We start from the raw sequence: 25,072 nt of genomic DNA on the forward strand, positions 1-25,072 counted from the left end.
CCCCCGACGGCGGCGCCAGGCGCTGAGCGCGACGGCGGCTGTGAGCGCGCCGGTGATGGCTACGGAAACCAGCTCGTGCAGCAGATCGTCCACGGCGGCAGTATGGTTCCTCGGGCCGTGAATTTGGAGTGAGTTTCTAGAAAAATATTCTATTCTTAACCGGCCGGCGCTGTGGCCGGAAAGGTTCACCTTCCCGCGACGCACGGCACCTCGCCGGGGCGTTGTCGGACCGCGCGAGTACGGAAAGACGAGCTGCGGGCCTGGCGAGGCCCATGCGCCGGGGCGCCGCGAACCGGCAAACCTTTCCGGCCACAGCACTAGACTGTCCGTCCATGGCACCGAAGCAGTCCCGTGGCGAAGTCACCGTCGAACGCTTGCTGGCGGCGGCGCTCCAGGTGTACGCCGCCGCGGGCCAGGCCGGCTTCACGGTCCAGGCGATCACCTCGGCCAGCGGGGTCAGTCTGGGCAGCCTGTACCACCACTTCGGCAGCGTCGACGGTCTGGCCGCCGCGCTCTACTCGCGCTGTCTGGAGCGGCAGTACGGCGCGACCCTCGCCGCTTTCGGCCGGGCCAGGAGTGCCCGTACCGGAATCCGCGCGCTGGTGACGACGTATCTGCGGTTCACCCAGGAGAACCCGGAGATGGCCCGGTTCCTGCACGGCTCGGCCTATTCCAGCTACCTGGCTGTCCATGCGGACCGGGCCCGCGGCGTCGAGTCGGACCACTTTCCGCGCATCGCCGACCACTTGCGGCCGTGGGTCGAGGCGGGTGAGATCGCCGCTCTGCCCGATGCGCTGCTGGAGGTCCTGGTCGTCGGGCCGGTGGCGGTGGCCGCCCACCGCTGGCTGGCCACCCCGCAGGACATCGACCTCACCGAGGCCGCCCGTATCCTGTCCGACCGCATCTGGCGCTCGATCCAGCCATAGCCGGGTCTACGCCGCCTTCGTCATCGACGTCTTCTCCCTCACGGTCGTCGCCTGGCAGGGAGGCCGCCGTGGCGTCGGTCGGCTCCAAGGGTGACTCGTACGACAACGCCCTGGCCGAGGCATTCAACAGCCTGTTCAAGGCTGAGCTGATCCGCAACGTGGTGGAGGCCGGGAAGTGATTCCGGCGCTCGCCGCGGCGGCGGGTGAGATCCTGAACGGATGAACGAGACATCCGCCGCTCTGGCGACCGCCCGGTGGCCGCTTTCCGCGGCGGAGGAGACTGATTGGCTGCGGGAGCTGGCCGACGACGACGGGCTCACCGGCTTCATGCCGCCGGCACTGCCCGACGCCGCCTGGGTGCTCCACTCGATGTACGAACACGAACTCGGGCCCACCGACATGTCCTATGTCGCATATCAACGGGCCGTGCTGAATGGCGGCGGGCCCGAGATCATCCCGGGCCTCGACCCCGCGGACGTGCTCGGGGGGACGCCGGGGGAGCCCCGCGGCCCCCGTTGGCGCCGGCTGCGCTGGGCGGAGCTCTCGCGGCGTACCGGCGATCCCGTGGCGCCCGAGGGTCAGCTGCCCTGCTACCGCTCCTTCCCCTCGCTCCGGGAGCCGAACGGATGGCCGGTCGGCATCGACGGGCCGTCCGAGGGCAGCCTGGACCGGAACGACTGGAACCGCCTGGTCGACATCCTCACCGAGCACAGCCCGCAGGGTGCGCAGACGCGCTGCCTGGCCTACTACAACCCGCTGTTGCAGAGGGCAGAGGACTTCGACGAACTGCACGTTCGGGCCGGCACGCTCGCGGATGCCAAGGCGCTGTACGACCACCCGGAGGAGGACGGTTGGACCCCCTCCAACCTCTGGGCCCAAGACCGGTCCTGGGTCCTCTGCACGGACTACGACCTCTGGGCCACCAAGGTGGCGGGCCCCACCCCGCTCATCGAGGCCCTCCTGAACGACGCGGAAATCGAGGCCCTCCGACTGCCCTGGGCCTTCTGATCCCGACCGCCCGACCCGGGAACGACCAGGTGTGGCCAAGAGGCCAAATACCGTCACGCACAGGTCTCGTGGAGACGCTGGAAGAGGCTTGCGGGATGCGGTGGACTGCGGCGCGGCCCTACTTCGGGCGAGAATCACTGCCGGCCAGGCTGCGCCACACGCCCACGACGACCGCCAGCTGGGCGGCGAGGTAAGCGACCTGCGTGGACAGGCCGCGCAGCTGGTAGACCGACAACAGCAGGCCGACGCGACTGGGCCAGAACCTCCTCTCCTCGCTGAAGGTCTCCATGTCCATCCAGATGCTGGTGAGCGTCAGGACCAACAGCATGAGCGCGACGTGCAGGAAGACGTACCCGAGTTCCGTGTCGGTGATCTGGGTGATGAGGGCGCCCACGCAGACGGGGACGGCGTAGGCGGCGGTCAGACTCAGTGCCCGCACAGGACTGCGGCGTCCGGGAAGCACGCGCCACAACGCCCCCAGCACCAGGCCCGCACCGGTCCACGCGACCTGCCACGCCAAACACTTCGCCGCGATCTCGGGCAGCCCGACGAGACTTTGGAACGTGGCCATCTGGGTCGGGGTATCTCTCAGGTAACTCAGCCAGACCAGCGCGACACTGGCGGGGAACCCGAAGCCGAAGGCCAGGCGGGCAGCACGCCGAGCGTTGTCCCACCAGTCCCCACCGGGTCCCCAGCTGAGGGCGGTGTCCAGCACGGAGATCTGCTCCGGCGGCCGGCCCTCGCCGCCCCAGCCGTCGAACAGCCATTTCTGCAGTCCGTCGAGTTTCCTTTCCAGATCCTCCCGCCTCAGGTCGCCCTCTCCGCGGCCGCGGTCCAACGAGTACAGCTGGTGGTGCACGTTGCGGTATTCATGGGCCTTCATCAGCAGTACGTGCCTGCTTCGCTTCGTGCACAGTCGCCGCAGGCGGAAATTCGGTCCCGTGCGGCCCAGCACGGAGAACCGTCGACCGATCCCGACCACGGCGTACAGGGAGCCGATCATCATCAGGAACCAGAAGCCGAACAACACGTTGGAACCGGCGAACTCGACCTGCCTGAACCCGACGGCGAGGGCGAAGGCCGCGACGGTCAGCAGGAGATCGGGACCCGTCGGCCCCAGGCAGGTCGCCTCGTCCTTGCCACCGGCTCGGGCCCGCCGCTCCTTGACCCGGATGTTCAGCAGGGTGACGAGCGCGATGCCCGCCAGCAGCCAGGCGTAGGCGTAGACCCATGTGAGTCCGGAGTAGGCGAACTCTTCCAGGAATCTGATCCGTTCGCCGTCGCGAGCGGCCCCGGACGGGTCGACGAGCCAGAAGGAGCGGGTCCAGTTGCGCTCCTTCGTCCACCAGAAGGAAGCGAGCAGGGCAGCCGCGACCCATACCAGCAGGGTTCCCGCGATCACGGCGCACCGAACCGGCGCACCCTCCCACACCTTGCTCCATGGCTCCCGTACCAGCTCCCCCTCCCGCGCGAAGCGCCACGCCCACGCCGCCGTCGCGGCCAGCCAGAACCACAGCATCGCCAACGCCAGCAGCGCGAGCCCGGTGTCACCGGCAGGGCTCACCACCCGCACGTAGCCGAGCACGGCCACGGTGGAAGCGATCAAGGTTGCGGCCACGGTCACGATCTGACCGCTCCGCCCGTTCTTCCTGTCGTCGGATCTCTCCTCCGGTGCGGGCTCCCGCGCGGCGGGGGAAGGGGCGGTACGACGCCACGGACAGGCCGCGAGGAGCAGACCCGCTCCCAGTACGAGGGTGAGGGGGTATCTCCACCCCGCACGGACGGGTGGCGGTGGGTCCAGGATCAGCAGGCGCAGCGTCAGCGCCACCGCCACGCTGAGCACGGCCCACAGCCGCACCGTCCGCGCGAGCTCCTCCCATTCGGCCGGGTCCGGCGCGGCGGACGGATCGGATGCCTGCTCCCGCTCGGCCCTCTTCTCCCGCCAGGCCCAGCAGACGGCCACCACCATCACGAGGGAGGTGAACACCCACCACGAGGCGACGCCCACCCAGCCCAGGGACCACCACCTCTGATCGACGTTGAAGGAGCGCTGCCAGGGGGGATCCACATAGACCTGCACGGCGAAGGGCGGCGGCTCGGACCACACCAGACGGTTCGAGTCGGCGGACGACGCCTCGCGGGGGAAGATGTTGGAGGCCGCGAGCCCGTCCAGTTTCACCTGGACCTGGCCCCACTTGGCGTTCTCCAGCGTCTTCGGCGGCCGGAGGCGAACCTGCCAGCTCTTGCCCTTCGGATCGACGTCGATCCTCCACGGTCCGATCAGGAATGGCCGGGCCTGCTCGATCCATGCGGTCGCCTCGTAATCAACGGTGACCACGTCACCCCGCACGGTCACCTTTGGATCGCGGAAGCGCCACTCTCGGTTACGCGGGACCTCCTCGTCGCCGCGCAGCAGGCAGCGCATGGCCTTCTGGTATCCAGGGGTTTGCTCGCCGAGTGCCAGATCCAAAGCCAGGGGCCATTCCTTCGAGACGCTGACGGTGAGATCCGAGATCACCTGGGCGTAGCTGCGGTCGTGGTAGTCGAAATCGAGACTGGCGCTCACGCGGGCCTTCAGTCTTCCCGCCTGGCAGGCGTCCGGGTCCGCCCCGCGTGCCCGCGCCGGCCCTCCCCCACCGACGACCACACCGACGACCGCCGCGATCAGCAGGAGGATCAGGCACCACCACCGGGTTTTCACGATCGCGCCCCGTCCGCATCGTCTCGTCCAGCACCCCGTCCCGGGACGCTTGACACGAGCCGTACCCCCTCGCGCACAGGCTTCGCGTACGGGCCCGCCGCTGCGGGCCCGGCACCCACCCTTTCGGCTGCGGCCAATGGGATTGCATGAGATCGGTGGGAGGTCGACGATGGAATGCGGGGTTCCTGCCCACAATCCAGGGGACGTGCCATGAGCCACACAAAGGAAGCCACCGCAAGGAAGCCGCTCCCCCGCTTCGAGGAAGCCGAAGGGCTGGGGCCGTCGGACGCGGCGTTCGTACGGGACCTGGTCGAGGTGCTCGAAAAGCACGGGAACCTGGACCGCTTCGGTCTGTGCCTGCTCCACGACCACTTCCCGCTCGCCCCGGACGAGGTCATGGTGGAGACGAACGACTCCGTGAGGCGCACCCTGCACGCCCATGTGGAGAAGAAGGGGCAGACACGGCACGTCAAGCCCTCCCAGTGGCGGTTCGCGCCCCACGGCACGGAGCCGGCGGAAGGCGGCCCCTACCAGGTCGTGATGCTCTGCGACCCGCTCGACCTCTGCCCAGGGTGCGAAGGCGACCACCCCTGACGCGGGGGTCGCGGAAGACCCAGAAGCCGGCCGCCATGGCCGGTGTCGCAGTCGTCGTCGGATCAGCGGACGACGTCGAACACGTTCTTCTGCAGGCCGTTCGCGTATGCCTCGTGCTCAACCAGCTTCAGCTTCTGGATGTCTTTGTCCGTGGCGCTGAACAGGCGCTTGCCCGCGCCGAGCAGGAGCGGGAAGACGAGCAGGTGGTAGCGGTCGATCAGGCCGGCGTCCGAGAGGGCCTGGTTCAGGGAGGCGCTGCCGTGCACGATGATCGGGCCGCCCTCGGTCTCCTTCAGGGCGGCGACCTCGTCGAGAGAGCGCAGGATCGTCGTCTCGCCCCAGTTCGACACCAGGTCGTCCTCGGTGAGCGTGGTGGAGACGACGTACTTCGGCATCGCCTTGTAGTCGGCGAAGTCCGCCATGTCCGGCCACACCGGGCTGAACGCCTCGTAGCTGGTCCGGCCCAGCAGTATCGCGGTGGCCTCCTTCTGCTCCCGGCCCTTGATGTCGAACGCCTCGGGGAGGAACTCGATGTCCTTGAAGGTCCACCCGGAGTTCCGGTACCCGGGCTCGCCGCCGGGGCCTTCCACGACGCCGTCGAGCGAGATGAAGGCAGTGCTGATCAGGGTACGCATCTAAGGGTCCTCGGTGTCTCGTGTCTGGTTGTCAGCAGGTCAGGCCGGTGCACGCTGCCACCGCACGCGCGGCTGCGGCGCGCCACCATGATCTATGACTGTTGATCACGGAGGAACTCATCGGTCCTCGCCAGACTTTTCCAGCGGTCTCGACGGCTTGGGGAGGGCTTCGCGCAGGCGGTCGAGGAGTACCCGGGCCGCGGGGCTCGAGGGGCCGGTGGCCTGCCAGGCGAGGGCGATGCGGGCGCGCATCTCGGGCCGGACGATCCGCAGGGTGCGGAGCTGCCCGTTGAGGGGTGACTCGTCCTCTCCGGCGGGGAGCACGGCAGCGCCGAGGCCCCGCGCGGCGAGCCGCGTGAGCACGTGTGGGGCTGTCGCCTCAAAGGCAACCCGGGGCCGGAACCCCGCCTGCGCACAGCCGCGTTCGAGCGCCGCACGCACCCCGGTGCCGCGCGGCAGGCAGATCAGCGGCCGATCGCGTAGATCGGCCAGCGGGACGCTCGTGCCGTCGCCGTGTTCGAGCAGCGGATCGCCGGGCGCGACGGCGGCGACCAGCGGGACGTCGAGCACCATTTGGAAGGCTGTTCCCGGCGGTGCCACCTCCGCCGCTGTTCCGAGGAGGGCGATGTCGAGCTCGCCGGCCAGCAGCGCGGCCTGCATCCGCTCCGTGGTGTCCTCGGTGAGTGCCACCTCCACCGACGGGTGGTCCTCGTGGAAGTCACCGAGGAAGGCGGCGATGTCGAAGGCGTGCCCGGTGCCGCCGGAGATCAACCCGAGCGTGACCCGGCCCCGCAGCAGCCCGGTGTACGCATCCACCGTATGCCGCACCGCGTCCGCAGCGGCCAGTGCGGCGCGGGCGTAGGGCAGGACGGCCCTGCCCACCTCGGTCGGGGTCACCGAACGGCTGGAGCGGTCGAGCAGGGGCTGCCCCAGCTCTTTCTCCAACTGTCGGATCTGGGCGCTGAGGCCGGGCTGGGCCAGGTGCAGCCGGGCCGCGGCGCGGGTGAAACCGCCCTCCTCGACGACGCGGACGAAGTAGCGCAGCTGGCGAAGCTCCATAAGCAATGATTCTAGATCGCAGCAGAACTATCTACTGGTGCTATCGAAGGGGAAGCCGCAGGCTTGTTCCCATGGAGAACGCGACAGCCCGCAAGGGGAACAGCACCGAGGTCAGGGCCGCGATCGCGGCGGAGCGCCGAGAACTGGCGGACCTGTTCGACAGCCTGTCGGCCGAGCAGTGGAACGAGCGGAGTCTGTGCGGGGGATGGCGGGTTCGCGAGGTCGCGGCGCACATGTCGATGGGGTTCCGGCTGTCCTTGCCCGCGACGCTCGGTGAGTTGGTCAAGGCGCGAGGAAACCTTCACCGCATGACCGACCGCGTCGCGCGCCGGGACGCGGCCGCCCATTCCCCCACCGCACTCACCGCCTTCCTGCGGGACAACGCCCACCACCCCTGGACACCACCCGTCGGCGGGCTCGCGGCGGCGCTCGGCCACGACGTGGTACACGGCTTGGACATCACCGTCGCCCTTGGCCTCGACCGGCGCGTCCCCGAAGACCGGCTGCGCATCCTGCTGGACCAGATCCGGCCCAGCAGCCTGAAGTTCTTCGGCGCCGACCTCGACGCGGTGCGGTTGTGCGCCGAGGACCTCGACTGGTCGTACGGCTCCGGCTCCGCCGTGTTCGGCGCCGCCCAGGACCTGCTGCTGCTGGCCTATGGGCGCAAGCTTCCGGACGGCCGGCTCCGAGGAGAGCCGAGCAGCCGTTTCACCCGACCCGCCGACGAAACGTGATCCGCGTGCGCAACCGGCTCCTCTTGGGCGTGGCCCTGCTGTCCACCGGTCTGCTCGCCGGAGCCTTCGGCTACGGCGCCGCCAACCTCGTTCCGACCTTCAACTCCGTGCCGAGCGAGCGACCGGGCCCGTGATGCCCGGCGGGGTCCTGGACCGCTCCGCACCATCGACCTGCCCTGCGGTCGATCGCGATGACTCTGGTCGGCCATCGCGCCGGCAGGGGTGTGCCTGCCGGGTGCGTCGGGCCACGGGCTCAGTCCGGAAGGCGGGAGCCGCGGACGAGGTCTCCAGCCGGCCCTCGCCTCGTCGCCCTGCAGGGGGAAGCGCCGGGCCGACGCGGGAGGCTGCCGGGAGGTGGCCCGCGCCGGCCCGGCGCGCAAGGGGGGTTGGAACGGGACGCCGGCCGGGCCGGCTCAGATGCGTCCGCCGGTCAGCCGGGACAGGGGGCCGCGGCGGCGCAGGACCGCTCGCCGGCCGGCCGCGTAGGAAACGGCGACGAGCGTGGCCGTACCGGTCGCGGCGCCGGCGGCCACGGCCTTGCGGGCGCGGACCGCGGCCCACAGCAGCGCGGCCCGGTCCACGGTGCCCCGCAGCGCCTGCGCCGCGGCGAGGCTCTTCCGCGCGAGCGGGGCGGGCAGGGCCACCAGGGTGCCGGCGGCTTCGTCCTTCCCGTCCGCGGCCCCCTTCGCGCCGGATCGTGCTGCCTGGGCGGCCCGCTCCCGGGTCGTCGTCCCGTTGGAACCGGAGGATCGCGAGGAACCGGAGGTACGGGAACTGCGGTTCCCGGGCTTGGAGTTGCTGGGCTTGTCGGGTTTCTCGGATTCAGTCATGTACCGCGTCTGGCCGCATTCGCGGCCTCTAAACCCGCCTACAGAAGCCTACCGAGAGGCCCGAGGTCGAGGTTGAGGTCCTCCGCCGTGAGTCCGAACCGGCTCCGCAGGAGCTCCATGCGGTCCTCCAGCAGCATCAGGGTCAGGCCGAGCCGCTCCTCCTGCTCCTCGCTGAGGTCACCGCACTCCACTCGGCGCAGTGCCTGACGTTCCATCAGTTGACGTAGCAGCTCGACGACCGTGAGGACCAGCCGGGCCAGGTCGCGCTCCACGGTGTCGGGGTCGAGTTCGACCCGTCGTGGCCGGCTCATGAGGACTCCTGCCTCCAGGGGGACGGTACGGCGTCGTTGACGGAGCTGATGAGGGCCTTGAGGTCGATGCGTACGAGATCGACGTCGGCGATGCGCAGGGTGATGTCACCGGCCAGGACGACCCCTCCGGCCAGTAGCCGGTCCAGCAGGTCGACCAGGGCGATGTCCTCGTGGCCCGTCACGGCGAGGGGTCCGCGCCGCGACCGCTCGCCGTGAACGAGTACGGCACCCACGGCCCGGTGACCTCCAGCCGCAGTCCGGTGGGCAGCGCGTCGGCCGCGGGCAAGGCGGCGACGAAGCTCTCGCGGGCGTGGAGGGCGACGAGGTAGGCGGCGTTGAGGACGTTGCGTCCTGTCGCGCCGGAAAGCCCGGCCGGCTGAGGCGGGTGCAGTACGGCGGCCTTCGCGCGGCGCGAGAGCTCCTCGTGGAGGGCCTCGGCGGTGCGGGCCGCCCGAGCGTCCTCGGTCTCCCGGGCGCGGCGGTCCGAGAGCCGGCGGCGGAGGTAGTCGCGGCCGGCGGATCCGCCCGCGGGCCCGGCGCCGGGAGAGGGGGCGGGGGGCGGTACCGGGGGTGGTACGGGGGCCCGCGCGCAATCCGGCGCCGCCGCGTCCGGGTCGGCGTAGAGCTTGACGCCCCACTCCTGGGCACCCGCGATGCGTTCGAGCGCGTCGCGGATCCGCTGGTGCGCCTCCTCCAGCAGGCGGCGTACGCCCTCCTCGCCACGACACACGGTGGCCAGCTGCACCGGAACGGTCGTGGTGCGTGCCCCCACCGCGCCCACCACGCCGTGGTGGGCGCGGGCCAGCGCGGCCAGCTTGTCGAGGTCCTCCAGCCGCGCGCGCAGCGGTTCCTCGTCGAAGCGGCTCGCGTCAACGGGTTCGACGACGGCAGCGAGCCGGGCGTGTTCCACCAGGCGCAGGCCTTCGCCCAGGGCTGGGGGCAGGGGCAGGTCGGTGAGGGCGTCCCGGGCGGATGCCTCGACCACCGTGTACACGTACAGCAGGGCGCCGCCGCCTGCGGGCAGCGGGCCGGCCGGGTGCGGCGGCTTGTATTTCCGGTTCATCCCGTCTCCCGCGCGGCTTCCAGCTCGGCGATGCGCTGTCGCAACTGGTCGTTCTCCCGGCCGAGTGCCGTGCGCCGGGCCGACGAGGACAGGGCCGGGTCCTCCTCCCACCAGTCGATGCCCATCTCCTTGGCCCGATCGACCGAGGCGACCACCAGTCGGAGCTTGATCGTCAGCAGTTCGATGTCGAGGAGGTTGATGCGGATGTCACCGGCGATGACCACGCCCTTGTCCAGGACGCGTTCGAGGATGTCGGCCAGATTGGCACTGCTGTGGTCGTCGTACGGCCGGGAGAGGCCGGAGGGCGTGGCCATGGGCATCACCTGCTTCCGCCCGCACCGACGCCGTCCCCGGTGGAGACACCGGCCGTGTCGAGGGCGTCTATCGGGTCCGTTGCCGTGCGGTGGTTCATCGCGGTCGCATCCTGTCTTCCAGCCGTGCCAGGAGCTCGTCCTCCCGGCGGTCGAACTCCGCCTCGTCCATCCGGCCCGCCTCGAACGCGGCGACCAGCTGGGCCAGTTCCTGCCGGACGACGGCCGGGTCGTAGTACTGCCGTTCCGCTTCGGCCACCACCTGGCGCAGCACCCACGCGGTCCCGCGCACCGGGGCGGCCGGCAGCAGGAGCAGTTCCGTCAGGAGCCCCATCGCGCGCCCGCCGCTCAGTTCGCATCGGCGAAGCTGTACGCCGGCAGCGGTCCGGTGATCGAAATCCGGAGGTGTTCGTGTTCCCGGGCCAGGGTGCGGACGGCTTCGAGGAACGCCTCCCGGTGCTCGCGTTCGACCAGGAACGACACGTTCGCCAGCCAGCCCTCGCTCTCCGGCCCGTGCCGCAGCGCCGCGGCGAGCGGGCTGAGCGTGGACTCGACCCGAGCGGCGTCCGCCACCTCGCGTTCCCGGACCGCTCGGGCCACCAGCCGGCCGAACTCCAGCCGCTGCTGGTAAGTGCCGCCACCCGCCATCCGGTTGGCCTCCTGGAGCTGTGCCAGCTCGGGGTCCGAGGACACCACCGCGTGCAGCACCACCTGCTCGTCGTGCACGGCCTTCACGTTGTACTCGTCCTTGCCTTCGAGGGCGTCGAGCCGCTCCAGGTAACGCCCCTCGTGCTCGTCGAGCACGGCGGCCACGGTGTCGTCGTCGGGGGACACGCCGCCGAACCGCATCGGCAGCACCGGTCCACCGGCCCCGGCGCGGGTCACCACGCGCTGATGGGCCAGCAGGTCGCGTCGCTTGGGCCGCAGTTCGGCCGGGGCATCGCTGACGAGCGCCTGGAGGCGTCCCCTGCACACCGTACGGACGGGCTGGGCCGGTTCGCCTATCCCCTCCAGAGTGGGGGGCAACTGCTGGGAGACGCGGGTGATGGCGTACACGTAGGTGCTCATTCCTTCTCCTCCCGCCGGGTGGTCGTTCGTCGGCGCGGCCGGCTCTCCGTCTTCTCCTCGTCATCGCTCCGGGCCTGGTGAAAGGCATCGGAGACGGCCTGTACGGCGCCACCGAGGGCGCCCTTCGACTTGCCGCGGGCGCCGGACTCGGTGATCTCGCCGACCAGGTCGGGCAGGCCGGGGCTCTTGCGCGGACCGGCCTCAAGGTCCAGGCGGTTGCAGGCTTCGGCGAACCTGAGGTACGTGTCCACACTGGCGACGACGACCCGGATGTCGATCTTCAGAATCTCGATGCCGACCAGGGAGACACGCACGAACGCGTCGATCACCAGGCCACGGTCGAGGACGAGTTCCAGTACGTCGTACAGACCGCTGGAGCCGCCGCCCGAGGCGGCCGGTGCGGGCTGGGCGGGGACGACAGTCATGGGTGGTTCCCTCTCGGTCGGGGGGCGGGCGCCTCGGTGTCACCTGCGGTCGGCACGGCCCCGTTCGTAGCGGCGGGTGCGGTGGTAGCCCAGGAGTTCTCCCGCTGCGTCGAGTTCGACGTCGTACGAGGCCAGCAGGCTCGTCGTGTCGGGGACCCGGGAGAGTTCGAGGACTTCGACCGACAGCTCCCACCCACCGCCGTCGGCGCGTGCGCAGGAACTGACCGATTCGACCGGCAGGCGCAGCAGTTGCGACAACTGGTCCGTCGCCGCCCGGATGACGTGGGCGGCCGACAACCGCTGCTCCCCGTCCGCCTCCTTCGGTGTGTCGTGGTGAGCTGTGTCGTTGCGCGACGTGTCGCTCTGAGATGTGTTCGTCATGACTTCCTCCTGCCGCGTATGGCCGGTCACACCGGGCCCAAACCCGGCCCGTGGCAAGGAAGTCGCATCCGCCGACCGGACCGGGTGCGAGCGGGGTGGCGGCGCTCGTGGGTGGTCGGATACCCAAGATGGCTCGGCGGCTGCACGGCCGGGGCGCCGCTGGACCGCCCATGCAGGTCGTGACGGGGGCGACGTTCTGTTTTCGAGGCGGGTACGCCCACTCGGTGGCTGTGCGGAGCCCGGCAGTTTCTCTCAACCCCTCTGCGGGGACGAGTCGCATGCAAGGATGTCGCACGTGACCAGTTCGTCGTCCTCCCCTGTCGCCGAGGGCACTCCTTCCCACCACGGCCTCGGTGCCTGGGCCGCCGGCGTGCTTGTGTTCGGCTCTTCGGCCGCGGTCCTGGTGGTCGAGATCGTCGCTCTGCGCCTGCTGGCTCCCTACCTCGGCCTCACCCTCGAAACCAGCACCCTGGTGATCGGCATCGCCCTCACCGCGATCGCCTGCGGCTCCTGGCTGGGTGGGCGCGTCGCCGACCGTCTCAACCCCCGCCGGCTGATCGGACCCGCGCTCGGCGTGTCGGGAGCGGTCGTGGCGCTCACCCCTGCCGTGCTGCGCACCACGGCGGAATGGGCACCGGCGATGCTCTTGTTGATCGCGTCGCTGACCATCCTCCTGCCGGGAGCACTGCTCGCGGCGGTGACGCCGATCGTGACCAAGTTGCGCCTTACCAGCCTCGCCGAGACCGGAACGGTCGTCGGCCGACTGTCCGGCGTAGGCACCGTCGGGGCCATCGTCGGCACTGTCCTCACCGGCTTCGTCCTCGTAGCGAGGCTGCCGGTCAGCGGCATCCTGATCGGCCTGGGAACACTGCTGGTGGTCGGCGCGGCGCTGGTCGAGTGGCGGACGCGCAGGTCGAGCAGCACCCTTGTGCCCGCGCTCGCGCTGGTGGTCGTCGCCGGCGGGCTCGCCACCACGGTCGCACCGGGTGGCTGCGACGCGGAGACCAGGTACCACTGCGCGCGGGTCGTCGCGGACCCCGACCGGCGCAGCGGCCGGACCCTGGTTCTGGACGGCTTGCGGCACTCCTACGTCGACGTCGACGACCCGACCGTCCTGGAGTTCGCGTACGTACGCGCCATCGCGTCGGTGGTCGACGCCGCCTTCCCCGCAGGTGAACCCCTCGCTGCCCACCACTTGGGCGGCGGTGGGCTCACCTTTCCCCGTTACCTCGCGGCCACGCGGCCCGGGACGCGCAGCCTCGTGTCCGAGATCGACAGCGGGGTCGTACGCATCAACCACGACCGACTCGGGCTGACGTCGCAAGCCGGTATCGGCGTACGCACCGAGGACGGCAGGCGCGGCCTGCGGCGGCTGGACGCCGGCAGCCGTGACCTCGTCGTCGGCGACGCCTTCGGGGGCGTCAGCGTGCCGTGGCATCTCACCACGGTGGAAGCGATGAAGGATGTACGGCGGGTGCTCGACGAGGACGGCCTGTACCTCGCCAACCTCATCGATCACGGCAGTCTGGCCTTCGCCCGTGCCGAAGTCGCCACGCTCAGCAAGACCTTCGAGCACGTCGCCGTCGTCGGCGAACCCGCCGACCTCGGCCTCGACCAAACCTCCGCCCCCAAGGGCGGCAATCTCGTGGCACTGGCCTCCAAGCGACCGATCGACCTCCGCGCGGCCCAGGCAGCGCTGGACGCCCGGCAGACGGGCTGGAAGATCACCACGGGCGACGACCTCACCTCCTGGATCGGCGACGCCCAACTGCTCACCGACGACTTCGCACCCGTCGACCAGCTCCTCCAGCCCTACAGCCCGCCGAACGGTCACTGAGCAAGGTCCGGGATCGGATCGCCGCGGTGGCTGACCCCGCGTTTCCGGTCCCGGCGCCAGACGGCGGTGTCCCGATCGACGGTGAAGTGGACGGCGGCGACGCCGTGAGCGGCGACGACGCGGTAGCACAGGGCACAGGGCACACGGCTCCCCCGGCGCCCGACGGGCTCATCCGCTCCGAGCCCACCCCCGGCGGCCGGCGCGACTTCGACAGCTCCATGGTCGAGCGGGTCGTCGTGATCCAGCACCTCTGTTCGCTGCCGGCCTGGGCAGCTACGCCATCGACGAGGTGCTCCCCTGCATGGAGACTCGGCTCGAAGAGCGCAACGGCGTCATGGAGCAGCTGTTCGCTCAGGAGGCCGAGCGCCTGGAGGCCAAGCGACGCGACATCGACCGCAGGGGCCTCCGGCGCGTGGCGGCCGACGGCCGGATCCTCGCCACCAAGCGGCAGGGCAAGCTGCTGCGGCTCTCCGGCGTGCTGCCCGACGCCTCGGCGAGGTAGGGCGTAGCGCGGGCCGCCCGGCGCCCGGCTCCGGCGCGTTGCGCAGCGGCGGGGCCGGGGCCCGGGGCGGAGCTGCTCTCAGAAGCTCTCAGGAGCACTCAGGAGCTCTCAGGAGACGACGCGTTCGCCGGACGGATCGGCGACCACGATCTGGATGTGCGGCGGGCCGTACTTGCGCGCCTTCTCGACCATCTTGGCCACATCGACCTTGTGCCGTTGCGCGGATATGTACAGCGGCGCCGGCATGGCCGGGTTCGGCGGCGGTACGTCCGCTCCGGCCGGCAGCGTCATGCCCGGCCGCAACCGGACCCCGATCAGGGCGTGATCACCGTGCGGGGGCGTCACCACGACGAACTGTGTGACATCGGCCCACGGCAGGATCACGTTACCGATCCGCACCAGGGCGGTGTTGAAGTAGAACAGGAGGCGCCGGGAGTCGAACCACGACGATATGAGCGGGATCGCGAAGACGATCACCGCGCCGCCCTTGATGTCGAGCGCCCAGCCGAGGAACAGCGCGAGCGCCACCACGGCGGCGATCGCCCCCCACAGTCCCGCCTGGTCCTGCGAGGAGGCCGGGCGCGTCACCTTGTAGCGCTGCCACCGCATGCCGCGCCTGGGCTGCCAGTTTGCGCCCGCTGAGGAGTTCGGGTACGACGAATTCGGATGCGACATGGGAAAGAACCTCTGAATCTGACTGTGGTGGATATCGAAATGCCGGCCCGGCTCATGAACGGAGGCGCCGGCGGCACCGCGGGCCGTCTCGGTTCGTGGCCTTGTGGAAGCGGGAGCGTGGGCCTGCGCGGGCGCCCGCGTCGTCCACGCGGTTGCGACAGGGGGCGGCTTGGCCGCCGGTGGCGGGCGATGAGGGCAGGTACGGCAACTGTGAAGTACCGCACAGGTCCGCTGGGTTCGAAACCGGAGCCGCGTGGCGCACGGACCGGTTGGATGTGTTCATGCATGTCGCAGCCGAGGTGCTTCCTCACGCTACGGCTCCGCCCCTACCGGTGGTGGCCCGTACGCGCAGCCGCCGGTCCTGACAGGGGCACCCGGTCGTCCGGTCACGTGGTTTGTTCCTTTCGGTCACCGACTCGGGGCTTCCGGAGTGGGTTGTGGCCGGGGATGGCTTTCGGGCTCCCGGGGCGCGATGTCGTGCGGCGTGGCGTACCGACGCAGGTGTCCTTCACCGTCGTCAGCCGTTCGCCGCGCACATTCAAACCGGCATCGCACCGCGTGTCCCGGCCCGCCGGCCTCGTCGGACAGACACCGGACAATCACCGGACAATGGCTTTCGCACAGCCCGTACACCGCCGGACGCCGATGAACCGGACACGCCAAGGACAGGAAGGAACGAGAAGTGGGACGCCAAGAACAGCCGCTGGACCCCGAGCAGGGGCCTGTGGCCCGATTCGCCCACGACTTGCGCGACCTCAGGCGGCGGGCGGGTAGCCCGTCCTATCGCCAACTCGCCGCCCGCACCCATTTCTCGGCCTCCACTCTGGCCGCCGCGGCCGCCGGTCAACGCCTACCCAGCGCCGCCGTATTGGCGGCTTTCGTCAACGCCTGCGGCGGCGACCCGGAAGAGTGGGAGCAGTACCGCGTACGCGTGCACGTCCTCTCCACCAGCCCACCACCCACAGGAGCCCCTGCCGCTGCTTCGGTCTCCTCGTCGTCGGCTTCCTCGCCGTCGACGCCCAAGGCCCAGGCCGAGACAGGCGATTCCCCGCGGAAGTCGAAGTTGCGGTGGCGGGTGCTGCGTAAGGTCACCGGCCCTGCCGCGGTCTTTGTGGCTGCCGTCATGACGCTCGGCGCGTTCGTCTCCGGCGACTCCGTCTCACCGAGGGGCGCCCAGTCGGCGGACCGGATGCCCGACCTGCCCGCCCCCATGGTGGAGGTGCGACTACGGGACGACGGACGGTGGTTGCGTACCGACGCGGACATTCCCCGGCAGTATCGGCACTTGATCGTCGAGGCCGGGACCATGTGCGACGTCCCGCAGGTCACGCCCGCCCTGGTGGCGGCCATGCTTGAGGCGGAGAGCGGATTCGACCCCCTGCTGAGCGACCCGGCCAAGGACGAGTACGGCATCGCCCGCTGGACACCCCGAGTCCTTCGCTACTACCTGCCGCCCGCCAAACAGCAGGCCATCCCCACGCCGCCCTTCAGCGCCGAGGACTCCATCCCCGCCGTGGGCAGGATGCTGTGCGCGATAGCCCCCGAACTCGAAGGCGTCCCAGGCGACCCGGCCCTCAACCTCGCCGCCGGCTACCGCATCTCGACCTGGCGGGTACAACGACAGGGCGCCGAACTCCGAAGCATCCAGCCCTACCTCGACCGAGTCCGCGCCAATCTGGAGCGGTACCAGCCGGCTTCGCACCCTTCCCATGGCTTGGCCGGGCGGTAGTGCCGTCACAATGTCAATGAGTGGGTGAGGCACCGAGGCCCTTGCCAGGGCGGCATCGAGATGGTTCTGGAGAAAGGTGCTGGTCACGCCGCAGATTTCGAAGGTCGACCGGTACGCGCCCATTCGGTGTGACGGCGGGATCTGGCGGGCGGTGCGCCAAGCGTTGGACCCAACACCACGAAACAGGTCTCCGTCTGCCGCAGGCCACGATGAAGCGATATCAGCCTGGACGGTTCCACCTGACAGGGCCACCTTCAGGCGCCTTGGGTTGGACGGTCAGTGGTCGGCATGGTGCAGCACGCTGCGGCAGTGGGCCCAGGCCGGCTCGGACAGCAGCGGCCGCCATCGAGTGAACAGGTCGAGAAGGTCCGCGCCGTAGCGGGTGCGGGCCTCTGGGCTGATCGCGGCGATGTCCAGCTCGTTGGCGGCGGTGAGTTCGGCGAAGTCCCGACGCGCTTCGAGGCTTGGACACGACCGTGTGCCGGTGAACCGGTCGACGAACGTGCCTCGGCTGTCGATCAGCCCCTGATACGAGGACTCGCGGTCGCAGGAGGCGTAGAAGTAGACGAGTGCTTCGGCTTCGACGCCGATCGCCTCGACCAGTTCCGCCCGGCGCCCCAAGTCCAGCAGCGCGACCGGGAACCCGTCGGTCCCGTAGAAGGCGTGACACAGCCCGGCGGATACCAGCGCCGGGCGAGCACCCCACGAGGCGAGAAGGGTGCTGACTCGTTGCAAGTGCGCCGGCAGTGTTCCGCCGGGGTGCTCGATCCCCTCGGCTCCGGCCGCCTGCAGGATCGCCAGCGCTTGTGCGGTCATCTGAACATCACCCGTCCGAACGGTCGCCGTCTGATCCCAAGCACCACGATCGTAGGACGAAATGCCGCCGATCACGCTGCGATCGCCTCGCCGCGTGTCCCGTCACGGCCCTACGCCGGCTACTGCAGGTGCGCCCTGCCCGAGGGGACCGGGCAGCCCAACCCTTGAACGGGCCCCCGGGCGGTGGCAGGCTGACGCGGTGATCGTTGAGTTGGCGCCTCGCTTCCTGAGCTGGGACGATGTGGATCCCGCCCGTCACGCGTTCGACAGCGTGTCCGCGGCGCAGGTGGTGCGCACGCTCGGCCCGGCCCGGTGTGTGCCTCACCGTCCGGATGTCCCGTTCGGTGACCCGGCGATGAGCGCCTGGAGCTGGGACCAGGGCCAGGTCTGGGCCGACGCCATGTCGTACGCCCTCGCCCGGCACTACGGCCGTTGGACCGTCGGGTGGCGCTGGTCGCACGACGAAGGGGACTTCGACGGGGGACCGGTCGGGAACTGGTGCTGCCCGCGGGACTCGATCACCACGCCGGAGGAGACGCTCGCCCGCGTCGTAGCGGCTCTGCGCGAATGGCGCGAGTGGCTGGAGACGCTTGCCGGGTGGTTCGACGCGTACCCGCTGGACCTGACCGACATCGCGGACCAGCGGATCCTGTGGGAGCGTGCGGCTCGGAACCTGATCCTCCAGGTTGTGGACCGGACCGGGTGCGGCAGCGGTTGGTACGGCCATTGTCGCCAGGTGCTGATGTGGTTTCTCAGCCGGTGGGGCGTCGCGACCGACGTGGCCCGGGACTTGGTCGACGAGGCGATCGGCGGACGCTTCCACAGCTGGACCGGCCCCGATGTGGTGCTGGTCGAGGACATCGCGGAGCGGCTCGCGCATTCCCTACGGCCTGCCGACGCCGATACCGACGCTGGCGCCCACGTGGACGCGTCGACCCCGGATCATCTGCGGCGCTGGCTCGCGGTGCGCGAGTCGGTACCGTGGCACACGGTCCCGGACAGTGGCGCGGACGGACCGGTGGCACCCACCCGCGACGGCGCGGCTCAGGACATCCGTGCCTTCGACGGCGCCGTCGATCCGGCCCGTGCGCAAGGCCTGCTCACCGCCCTGGACCTGCTACGAGCGGACGCCGCACGGGGAACACGGCTCGACTTCGCCACCCTCAGCCGCTGGCAACAGCACCTCCTGGACACCTCGCAGCCGCCGCCCTTCCGCAGCTCCCCCGCGTTCGCCAAAGGGGGCCGGGAACGTTACGGCATCGGACCGGACACCCTTGCCCGCTTCGAGACCTGCCTCGCCGAGAGCGAGCGCGACGCCGGCCGCCCCCTCGGTCTGACCGCCCGTGCCGCCCGCGCCTATCTCGACGTCTGCTTCTTCCATCCCTTCGACGACGGCAACGCCCGATCCGCCTTCCTCACCCTCGTCTTCGTCCTCGCCCGCGAGGGCATCGCCCTCGAAGGAGTCAGCCTGCTGCGGCGCGTCAGCTTCCAGGCCGACGACCCCGAGGACCCGCTGATCCTCGTCCGGTACATCAACGTCCACCTTGACGGGACCCGACGCCTCGCGGCGGAAGCGAACGGCTCGGCACAGAGCCGAGCGGTGTCCACGGGGGGTGCGTGTTGACGTGCGTCACCGAGCCCTGGGGCAGGTGCTGGTAGCGCTTCCTCCGGCCCGGAGTTCCGGTTGGCCAGGACGATCGCGTTGACAGTCGGGTGGCGGAGGTGTCGTAGCGCAGGAGCGCGGCCACCGGGTCGTGGTCGCGGGCCAGGCACCAGGCCAGGACGCGGGCGTCGACGATGGAGACGATGGACTGTGACCCGCCGTTCATCCCGGCGAGCCGGTTCAGGTCGATCCAGGTCTCCTCCGTGATCGGCGTACCGGTCGCGCGGTCTTCGAAACGGGCCTGGGCGCGGCGACGGCGATGCGCGGCTCGCCCTCGTGGCGGGCCAGCCCGAGATGAGGATGTCGTCGTCCGCTGAGGCGGTCGCCGTCCGGGACGGGCAGAGGCACCGAGCTGCACGCTTCAGGACAGGGGCCCTCGCCCGCCCTGTAGCCGCTTGGCGAACGCCCGCGCGGCGGCGAGGTCTCCGGCGTTCGGCCGCTGCTTGTTGATACCGCCGACGAGCCTGAAGGGTGTCCAGGTGTCGAACGCCCGGCACGAGAAGCACCCGTCCACCTCGAAGCCCTTGCCTTCGAGGAGCTGAACCAGGGGGCGGGTGAAAGGCGACAGCGGTAGCTCGGGGAGCCCACTGGTGGCGAACACGAACGCCCGGCCCCGCCCGGTGGGAAGTCCCTTGACGAAGTCGGTCAAGCGGGGGTGGAGCCTGCTGTAGAAGACGCCCGAGCCGAATCCCACGAGGTCAGCGTCGGCCAGCTCCGCCAGGTCGGCGTGCTCGGGGGAGACAATCTTCGCGCCCAGCACCTGGGCCATGCTGTCGGCGACACGACGCGTATTGCCGTGCGACACAGAGGCGCACACGATGACGGCCTTCATCTTCACGATCCCTTCTCTCGCTTCCGTCATGAGGACACCGGAGCGGCGTCCGATGTGACACCACACGGGTGTGATGGCGGTCATATCGCATGCAGACAGCGGTAAGGCGCTGATGAGTCGGTGTGTGAAGACTCAAGATCACGTCGTAGCCGCAGGTCACGCCGCGAGCCCCTCAGTTGCGCGGGCACACGCCCACGGTGGCGTGCGTGGGCGACGAATCGGTCATCGACGGGAACGTGGTACCGCTCGACGTGGTGGGCGAGGTCGGTGTACGGGTCACAGCCAGCCGCGTCGGGCGGCTTTCAGGCCCGCTTCACCGCCGTCGGCAACCTCACTGGCGTCGGGACCGCCGACATCCTGGCCGTCGACGCCTCCAACGGGAACCTCTACCGCTACTCCGGCCCCCACTACAACGGCGCCGCCAAGGTGCGGATCGGCACCGGTTGGGGCTCCATGACCAGCATGACCGGAGTCGGCGACGTCACCGGCGACGGCGTCCTGGACCTGCTGGCTCCGAAACCGCCACCGGAGATCTCTACCGCTACTCGGGGCCCGCCTGCGCGGGCGGCGCCGCGCGCGTCCGGATCGGCACGAGCTGGTGACGTTCCCACCCGACGTACCGGCCCTTCCTCTTCCCATCCTTCGCTCCCTTCTCAGGAGAACTTCGTGAGACTACGCAAAGCGTTCGCCGCGGCGGCGGCCCCGCTCGGTGGAGCCGTCGGCTCACTCACCCTCGCCCCCGCCGCGCAGACCGACAGCGTCGCCGGCGCGAACGCCCCACCCCCGACCGCAGTTCGACGCGATCCGCACCCGCCCGCAGGCGTACGGCTTCCAGGGCTTCTTCGCGACCGCCGTGCCCGGTGGCAACCCGAGCATCTGCGGGGGCGCCGATTACGGCAACGCCGTCCTGGTCAAGGGCCCGCTGTCAGAGACGATGGTCCTCGATCTGACGGTGGGTGAGGAAACGGAACCCATCATCGTGCCTTGCGTGAAGACCTACACCCAGAGCCGCGCCAACTGGGCGTGTTCCGTCCATCTCTACTGGAACGACGCCACCCTGCGTGAACAGGAGGCCGCCTCCTCCTTCTACGCCCCCGGCGTCGGTGACGGCGGCTCGGGCATCTTCATCGAGGCCGACGCGACAGATCGCGACCACTTCGTCGCCACCCCCTGCGGCGACGGCCGGGCCTGCTGCCGCGGCGGCGAGGCCACCTACGAGAACTCGAAGATCGACTACCTGTTCCTGTCCGAGCGTCACTTCAAGAACGCCAAAGCCGACGGCGGTGGTCGGTGCCGCGCCTCGCCGCGTTGTCGTGGGTCGCCAATGCTCCGCAGCGGCTCCCTCCTCCGCCTTGCGACGCACGGCACCGCCCACCGCTCCCTGATCCGGCCTGATCCGAAAGACACCCCCTAGCCCTGTTGGCGCGTTCCTGAGCCGAGGCATGCCGGAGCCGATCCGCCGACACCGCTCAGATCCACTGAACGACGACGCTCAGGCACGACGCGGGTTGAGCGCCGACTCGTCGGCGCCGTACACCGCAGCCATGGCGGAGACGCCGGTGGTGACGAAGTCCCGGATCCCCGCCAGATAGGCGTCGCGGTCGACAAACCCGTCCCGGTCGACGTCGAGACCGTCGAAGGCCGCGTCTGCGTCCGTGCCCACGTTTCCCGCCGCCACACGCAGGCGGGTGAACTCGTCCCTGTCCAGGCGTCCGTCGCCGTCGAAGTCGGCGATGTCGAACAAAGAACCCAGAGCAGGTCGACAAGACCGATCAAAGGTCTCGTGCCCCGCCCACCTACGGTATTCCTCAAAACTCACGCGGCCGTCGTGGTCGCCGTCCATGTCCTGCCAGACCACCTCATGGGCGTTCCTCGCGGCGTCGACGACCGGATCAGCGGCGCCGCGACCCATGGCGGAGGCCACGCGGTCGACCCGCGCAAGGTATTCCGACTGGGAAATGACGCCGTCGCCGTCGACGTCCAGCATGTCGAAGATGCGGCGCTTCGCTGAATCGGACACCGCGACGACGGAGCTTGCTTCTGGCATTCATCCCACCTATGTCGACCCTGAACCGGAACGCGCACAGCCCTACTTCGCCCCGCCCATCACCACCAAGCGATGACGAGCCGGGCGGCCGACGCCCCCCAAGTAGATCACAGTACGTCACTACGCGGGTACTCAGTGTGTGAACGTCGCCCCTGCAAGACTCAGCTGCCGACGCGTCACCCGCCGTTGGGCGGTATCAGGTCGCTCTCACTGATGGTGTACGACAGGAGAGGGTAGGCGAAGTCCGTTTCATCGTTCTCGCGGCGCCGCAGTCGGTAAAATTCGCGCTTCTGTTCATCGTCGGCCGGCGTGAGGCGCGCACCCTGTGGGAGGTATGCGTGTCCGTCGCGAAACCGAACGAAAGTCTTTGACGTTCGAAACGTCACACCCAACCATTCATTGTCCGCCAACCGGACGGACGCATCTGCCACGATCTTGTGCCTGAGTCGCCGGTTCGAGTCGACAGAAAACGCGACGATGCTGTTGTGGGCGAGCGGGATCTCGAACTTCTCACCGCCGGACTCTTTTGACTCGAAGATCAGCCTCCTCTGCGGGCTCGCTTCGGGGGATCGATAGCACGAGAAGACGGCGATGTACGAATCGGGGGCCAGATCGAGAGCCTGGTCGGAATGGCTGCCCATGGTTCTGTAAGCGTTCGTGTAGATCTCGATGAGTGCGTTGTTGAAGCCGACCGAAAGCGCCGTACGTTCTTGAATCTGCTGCGCCAGCCGTTCGTGCACCGCTCGGAAACGCTGCGTGGGGCTGCCGTATCGAGTGGTAGTGCGCACCAGGGGCACACCATCCTTCTCGTCGACCCTGGCAATCGTTGCGCCTCGCCGGCCCTTTCCTACGTCTTCGAAACGAGTCGACGCGGACAGCTCCGCGAAGAGATTCTCCTCGGTCGGCAAAACACGCGAGAGGATCTCATCCGAGATCCTGGACACGGGGGGCAAGGTAGTCTCCTGTGTTCATGCTGAAGAGAAACTTGTCGCCGTAATCGATGAAGGACGAGGTCCTGTTCTCCTCGGCGTACAGTCCTCGCAGCTCGTTCATGCCCGCCTCCGTGGGCGGCCCCAGCTTCACCAGATCTCCGGCCGCTTTGAGGAAGGTGTGGCCGTTCTTGTGGACGGCTTCGGCGCTCGAACAGCGCACGACGTATCCCAAGCGGGTCGGGAGTAGCTCGACGTCCAACGCTGAGGGTCGGATTTCGTGCGTATACATGCGGTTGGTGGACAGGGGCATGAAGAACACGGAGCCGGGATAGAGCGTCACGGTGAATTGCGGCGGGAACGCGATCTCGTCGCTTTCTGCGGTCGGCTCCTTGAGACGAAAGTGGAGCCTGGTCAGCCCGCTGGCACCCTTCACGCCGTAGTCGAAGGCGTCTTCGGTCAGGGGCTGCAACCTGTCGAGCCCGTCATAGAAGGTGCAGAAGGCCATGATGCCGTTGGCGGGCATGTCCTTGGTCTTGTCGGCATGGGCCGAGATCTTGGCCTTGGACTGCTTACGCTCGGCCGTGGCAAGGGTGTTGTGATAGATCTGGGCCAGGACGTGATTCAGCGGTGCCTGGTTCCGGAAGACGGCGGCGGCCTCGCAGTTCAGAGCCTCGACGATGTGCCTGTCGGTCGGACGGAAGTTCTCGGTCGGCCCCGAGAGATTGGTGGAGCACCGGAGCAGGCGGAAATGTAGTTCGTCAGCGTTTCGCGTGACGGGCGTCAGATAGATCCCGCTGCGATGAGCTGCTCCGGGCTTGGTGGACTCCGTCAGGGACTGGAACGCGTGCTCGCCACGGATGCGTCCGAAGTGATCGGCGCCGGGGTCGAAAAAGCGGCGATAGTACACGCCGACGCCGTGTACGCGGACGGGGACTCGGCCGAGGTCGACGAGGGTCCACGGCTCGTCGACGTCCTCGTGGTAACCGTGTGAGAGCTCCCGGATGACGAAAACCCTGGCCGCAGTCCGTAGTTGAGGACCGCTGATCCCTGATACATCGCCACACAAGTAGACGGTCTTCTGTGCGAGGTCGGGAGAACGCGAAGCGAGGTCCTCTGGTGTGATGGTGGACCCGAAAAACTCTCTGATCAAGTCATTGTCTTGCAACGAGGAAGGTGCAACCAAGATGTTGCTCGCATCCTCGATGCGGGCTTCCGTCGGTCCTGCTGTGGACATCAAAACCTGCCTGTCATTCGCACTCTGCGTCAGGCGTGCCACGCCTGCCCGAACGAGCTCCGTTCAGCTCGACTTGGCCTGGGCCTCCTTCGCGGACGACTCCAGCCTCTTCCAGTACTGCCGGAACCAGGTCTCGTCGCCGTCGGCCATGTTGCTGTTGGTCTCCCGCATGCCGACGCTGCCGTCGATCAGCTCACGGACGATGTCGGCGTGGCCGGCGTGCCGGTTCGTCTCGGCCGTCATGTGCAGCATGACCCGCTGAAGCGTGACGGTGCCCGCATCACCCCACCACGCGACGTGGCCCATCGCATCGAGCGGCAGCGCCTCGATCGTCGCGTCCGCGTGGGCGCAGGCGCGGCGGTAGAGGCCGAGGATGTCCTCGCGTGACTCGTCGGCGGGCGCCCACATGTCCGCGTTGGGCTCGGCGTCCTCGTCGTGCCAGGGGAACGACTCGTTGTGCGGGCGGCCGAAGGTCGGGCCGAAGTACCCGAGCTCGACGCCGGCGAGGTGCTTGACGAGGCCGAGGAGGTTGGTGCCGGTCGGCGTCAGGGGGCGGCGGACGTCGTACTCGGACAATCCGTCCAGCTTCCAGACGACGGCTTCGCGGGCCGCCCTGAGATAGCGGTGCAGGTCGTCTTTGGGATCATTGGGCTTCATGGGGTCGAGTCTCGCACCACCTGCCGACAGCCGACGGATGGGCCACCCGCGTGCGGGCGAGGTGAGCCGGCGCTTGTGTCCCCGTCCGGTCGGGGATGTGAC

Annotated in this window: 30 protein-coding genes; 11 read left to right on the forward strand and 19 right to left on the reverse strand. The window is 69.4% G+C overall.

Annotation, left to right across the window (positions count from 1 at the left end; translation table 11 throughout):
• Nucleotides 1-332 precede the first annotated feature (332 nt).
• On the forward strand, nt 333-926 hold the full coding sequence (locus M4D82_RS01400) for a TetR/AcrR family transcriptional regulator (RefSeq protein ID WP_249764232.1): 594 nt from the start codon (nt 333-335) through the stop codon (nt 924-926).
• A gap of 219 nt (nt 927-1,145) precedes the next feature.
• On the forward strand, nt 1,146-1,934 hold the full coding sequence (locus tag M4D82_RS01405) for a hypothetical protein (protein WP_249764233.1): 789 nt from the start codon (nt 1,146-1,148) through the stop codon (nt 1,932-1,934).
• A gap of 118 nt (nt 1,935-2,052) precedes the next feature.
• On the opposite strand, the gene M4D82_RS01410 is transcribed toward M4D82_RS01405, so the two are convergent.
• Complete coding sequence (locus M4D82_RS01410; RefSeq protein WP_283844434.1) at nt 2,053-4,965, reverse strand: DUF6185 family protein; 2,913 nt, start codon at nt 4,963-4,965, stop codon at nt 2,053-2,055.
• Here M4D82_RS01410 and M4D82_RS01415 point away from each other — a divergent pair.
• Nucleotides 4,846-5,229 carry a hypothetical protein gene (locus M4D82_RS01415; RefSeq protein WP_249764235.1) on the forward strand — a complete coding sequence of 128 codons (384 nt, stop codon included), beginning with the start codon at nt 4,846-4,848 and terminating at the stop codon, nt 5,227-5,229. The genes M4D82_RS01410 and M4D82_RS01415 overlap by 120 nt on opposite strands.
• 62 nt (nt 5,230-5,291) lie before the next feature.
• Here M4D82_RS01415 and M4D82_RS01420 read toward each other — a convergent pair whose 3' ends face one another.
• Together M4D82_RS01420 and M4D82_RS01425 are read right to left on the reverse strand one after the other, a co-directional pair.
• Nucleotides 5,292-5,864: a dihydrofolate reductase family protein gene (locus M4D82_RS01420; RefSeq protein WP_249764236.1), complete on the reverse strand. Its 573-nt coding sequence runs from the start codon at nt 5,862-5,864 to the stop codon at nt 5,292-5,294.
• A gap of 117 nt (nt 5,865-5,981) precedes the next feature.
• Nucleotides 5,982-6,923, reverse strand: a complete 942-nt coding sequence (locus M4D82_RS01425; protein WP_249764237.1) for a LysR family transcriptional regulator — start codon at nt 6,921-6,923, stop codon at nt 5,982-5,984.
• A 71-nt stretch (nt 6,924-6,994) separates the two neighbouring features.
• On the opposite strand from M4D82_RS01425, the gene M4D82_RS01430 reads away from it, so the two are divergent.
• Nucleotides 6,995-7,657, forward strand: coding sequence for a maleylpyruvate isomerase family mycothiol-dependent enzyme (locus tag M4D82_RS01430; RefSeq protein ID WP_249764238.1), 663 nt, complete (start codon nt 6,995-6,997; stop codon nt 7,655-7,657).
• A gap of 5 nt (nt 7,658-7,662) precedes the next feature.
• Entirely contained in the window at nt 7,663-7,791 is a 129-nt protein-coding gene (locus M4D82_RS33975) for a hypothetical protein (protein WP_283844435.1), read from the forward strand.
• A gap of 279 nt (nt 7,792-8,070) precedes the next feature.
• Here M4D82_RS33975 and M4D82_RS01435 read toward each other — a convergent pair whose 3' ends face one another.
• The 9 genes from M4D82_RS01435 to M4D82_RS01475 all read right to left on the reverse strand — a co-directional run bounded on the left by M4D82_RS01435 (nt 8,071) and on the right by M4D82_RS01475 (nt 12,046).
• On the reverse strand, nt 8,071-8,487 hold the full coding sequence (locus tag M4D82_RS01435) for a hypothetical protein (RefSeq protein ID WP_249764239.1): 417 nt from the start codon (nt 8,485-8,487) through the stop codon (nt 8,071-8,073).
• 38 nt (nt 8,488-8,525) lie between these two features.
• Nucleotides 8,526-8,798: a gas vesicle protein K gene (locus tag M4D82_RS01440; RefSeq protein ID WP_249764240.1), complete on the reverse strand. Its 273-nt coding sequence runs from the start codon at nt 8,796-8,798 to the stop codon at nt 8,526-8,528.
• Nucleotides 8,795-8,980 carry a gas vesicle protein gene (locus M4D82_RS01445; protein WP_249764241.1) on the reverse strand — a complete coding sequence of 62 codons (186 nt, stop codon included), beginning with the start codon at nt 8,978-8,980 and terminating at the stop codon, nt 8,795-8,797. The genes M4D82_RS01440 and M4D82_RS01445 overlap by 4 nt, the downstream gene beginning before the upstream one ends.
• Entirely contained in the window at nt 8,977-9,861 is an 885-nt protein-coding gene (locus M4D82_RS01450) for a GvpL/GvpF family gas vesicle protein (protein WP_249764242.1), read from the reverse strand. Before M4D82_RS01450 ends, M4D82_RS01445 begins: the two co-directional genes overlap by 4 nt.
• Nucleotides 9,858-10,175, reverse strand: coding sequence for a gas vesicle protein (locus tag M4D82_RS01455; protein ID WP_249764243.1), 318 nt, complete (start codon nt 10,173-10,175; stop codon nt 9,858-9,860). Before M4D82_RS01455 ends, M4D82_RS01450 begins: the two co-directional genes overlap by 4 nt.
• A gap of 94 nt (nt 10,176-10,269) precedes the next feature.
• Nucleotides 10,270-10,506, reverse strand: a complete 237-nt coding sequence (locus M4D82_RS01460; RefSeq protein WP_249764244.1) for a gas vesicle protein GvpG — start codon at nt 10,504-10,506, stop codon at nt 10,270-10,272.
• A gap of 14 nt (nt 10,507-10,520) precedes the next feature.
• Nucleotides 10,521-11,240, reverse strand: coding sequence for a GvpL/GvpF family gas vesicle protein (locus M4D82_RS01465; protein ID WP_249764245.1), 720 nt, complete (start codon nt 11,238-11,240; stop codon nt 10,521-10,523).
• The gene (locus tag M4D82_RS01470; RefSeq protein ID WP_249764246.1) at nt 11,237-11,665 is read right to left on the reverse strand and encodes a gas vesicle structural protein GvpA; all 429 of its coding nucleotides are present in this window, start codon (nt 11,663-11,665) and stop codon (nt 11,237-11,239) included. The genes M4D82_RS01465 and M4D82_RS01470 overlap by 4 nt, the downstream gene beginning before the upstream one ends.
• Nucleotides 11,666-11,704: 39 nt before the next feature.
• Nucleotides 11,705-12,046 (reverse strand): gas vesicle protein GvpO, encoded by a 342-nt coding sequence (locus M4D82_RS01475; RefSeq protein ID WP_249764247.1) that lies wholly within the window; start codon nt 12,044-12,046, stop codon nt 11,705-11,707.
• 295 nt (nt 12,047-12,341) lie between these two features.
• Between M4D82_RS01475 and M4D82_RS01480 the strand changes: the two genes are divergently transcribed.
• Nucleotides 12,342-13,883, forward strand: coding sequence for a fused MFS/spermidine synthase (locus M4D82_RS01480; RefSeq protein WP_249764248.1), 1,542 nt, complete (start codon nt 12,342-12,344; stop codon nt 13,881-13,883).
• A gap of 301 nt (nt 13,884-14,184) precedes the next feature.
• Nucleotides 14,185-14,385, forward strand: a complete 201-nt coding sequence (locus M4D82_RS01485) for a hypothetical protein (protein ID WP_249764249.1) — start codon at nt 14,185-14,187, stop codon at nt 14,383-14,385.
• Nucleotides 14,386-14,493: 108 nt separating this feature from the next.
• On the opposite strand, the gene M4D82_RS01490 is transcribed toward M4D82_RS01485, so the two are convergent.
• Nucleotides 14,494-14,994: a hypothetical protein gene (locus tag M4D82_RS01490; RefSeq protein ID WP_249764250.1), complete on the reverse strand. Its 501-nt coding sequence runs from the start codon at nt 14,992-14,994 to the stop codon at nt 14,494-14,496.
• Nucleotides 14,995-15,784: 790 nt separating this feature from the next.
• On the opposite strand from M4D82_RS01490, the gene M4D82_RS34510 reads away from it, so the two are divergent.
• Complete coding sequence (locus M4D82_RS34510; RefSeq protein WP_502989041.1) at nt 15,785-16,789, forward strand: helix-turn-helix domain-containing protein; 1,005 nt, start codon at nt 15,785-15,787, stop codon at nt 16,787-16,789.
• 276 nt (nt 16,790-17,065) lie between these two features.
• Here the strand turns inward: M4D82_RS34510 and M4D82_RS01505 are convergent, their stop codons facing one another.
• Nucleotides 17,066-17,605 (reverse strand): DUF6817 domain-containing protein, encoded by a 540-nt coding sequence (locus M4D82_RS01505; protein ID WP_249764251.1) that lies wholly within the window; start codon nt 17,603-17,605, stop codon nt 17,066-17,068.
• Between the two features lie 355 nt (nt 17,606-17,960).
• Between M4D82_RS01505 and M4D82_RS01510 the strand changes: the two genes are divergently transcribed.
• A complete protein-coding gene (locus tag M4D82_RS01510; RefSeq protein WP_349637030.1) occupies nt 17,961-19,229 on the forward strand; it encodes a Fic family protein in 1,269 nt (422 codons plus the stop codon).
• Nucleotides 19,230-19,629: 400 nt separating this feature from the next.
• Here M4D82_RS01510 and M4D82_RS01515 read toward each other — a convergent pair whose 3' ends face one another.
• Nucleotides 19,630-20,100, reverse strand: a complete 471-nt coding sequence (locus tag M4D82_RS01515) for a flavodoxin family protein (RefSeq protein WP_249771369.1) — start codon at nt 20,098-20,100, stop codon at nt 19,630-19,632.
• Nucleotides 20,101-20,367: 267 nt separating this feature from the next.
• On the opposite strand from M4D82_RS01515, the gene M4D82_RS34230 reads away from it, so the two are divergent.
• Entirely contained in the window at nt 20,368-21,060 is a 693-nt protein-coding gene (locus tag M4D82_RS34230) for an FG-GAP repeat domain-containing protein (protein WP_349637031.1), read from the forward strand.
• The gene (locus M4D82_RS01520; protein WP_249764252.1) at nt 20,954-21,514 is read left to right on the forward strand and encodes a hypothetical protein; all 561 of its coding nucleotides are present in this window, start codon (nt 20,954-20,956) and stop codon (nt 21,512-21,514) included. The genes M4D82_RS34230 and M4D82_RS01520 overlap by 107 nt, the downstream gene beginning before the upstream one ends.
• Before the next feature lie 78 nt (nt 21,515-21,592).
• Here the strand turns inward: M4D82_RS01520 and M4D82_RS01525 are convergent, their stop codons facing one another.
• From M4D82_RS01525 to M4D82_RS01540, 4 genes are all read right to left on the reverse strand, one after another.
• Entirely contained in the window at nt 21,593-22,147 is a 555-nt protein-coding gene (locus tag M4D82_RS01525; RefSeq protein WP_249764253.1) for an EF-hand domain-containing protein, read from the reverse strand.
• Between the two features lie 176 nt (nt 22,148-22,323).
• Nucleotides 22,324-23,100 carry an alpha-ketoglutarate-dependent dioxygenase AlkB gene (locus tag M4D82_RS01530; protein WP_249764254.1) on the reverse strand — a complete coding sequence of 259 codons (777 nt, stop codon included), beginning with the start codon at nt 23,098-23,100 and terminating at the stop codon, nt 22,324-22,326.
• Complete coding sequence (locus M4D82_RS01535; RefSeq protein ID WP_249764255.1) at nt 23,072-24,313, reverse strand: hypothetical protein; 1,242 nt, start codon at nt 24,311-24,313, stop codon at nt 23,072-23,074. The genes M4D82_RS01530 and M4D82_RS01535 overlap by 29 nt, the downstream gene beginning before the upstream one ends.
• A gap of 63 nt (nt 24,314-24,376) precedes the next feature.
• Complete coding sequence (locus tag M4D82_RS01540; protein ID WP_249764256.1) at nt 24,377-24,970, reverse strand: DinB family protein; 594 nt, start codon at nt 24,968-24,970, stop codon at nt 24,377-24,379.
• Nucleotides 24,971-25,072: the final 102 nt, after the last annotated feature.

The sequence above is a fragment of the Streptomyces sp. RerS4 genome, from assembly GCF_023515955.1.
Classification (GTDB): Bacteria; Actinomycetota; Actinomycetes; order Streptomycetales; family Streptomycetaceae; genus Streptomyces.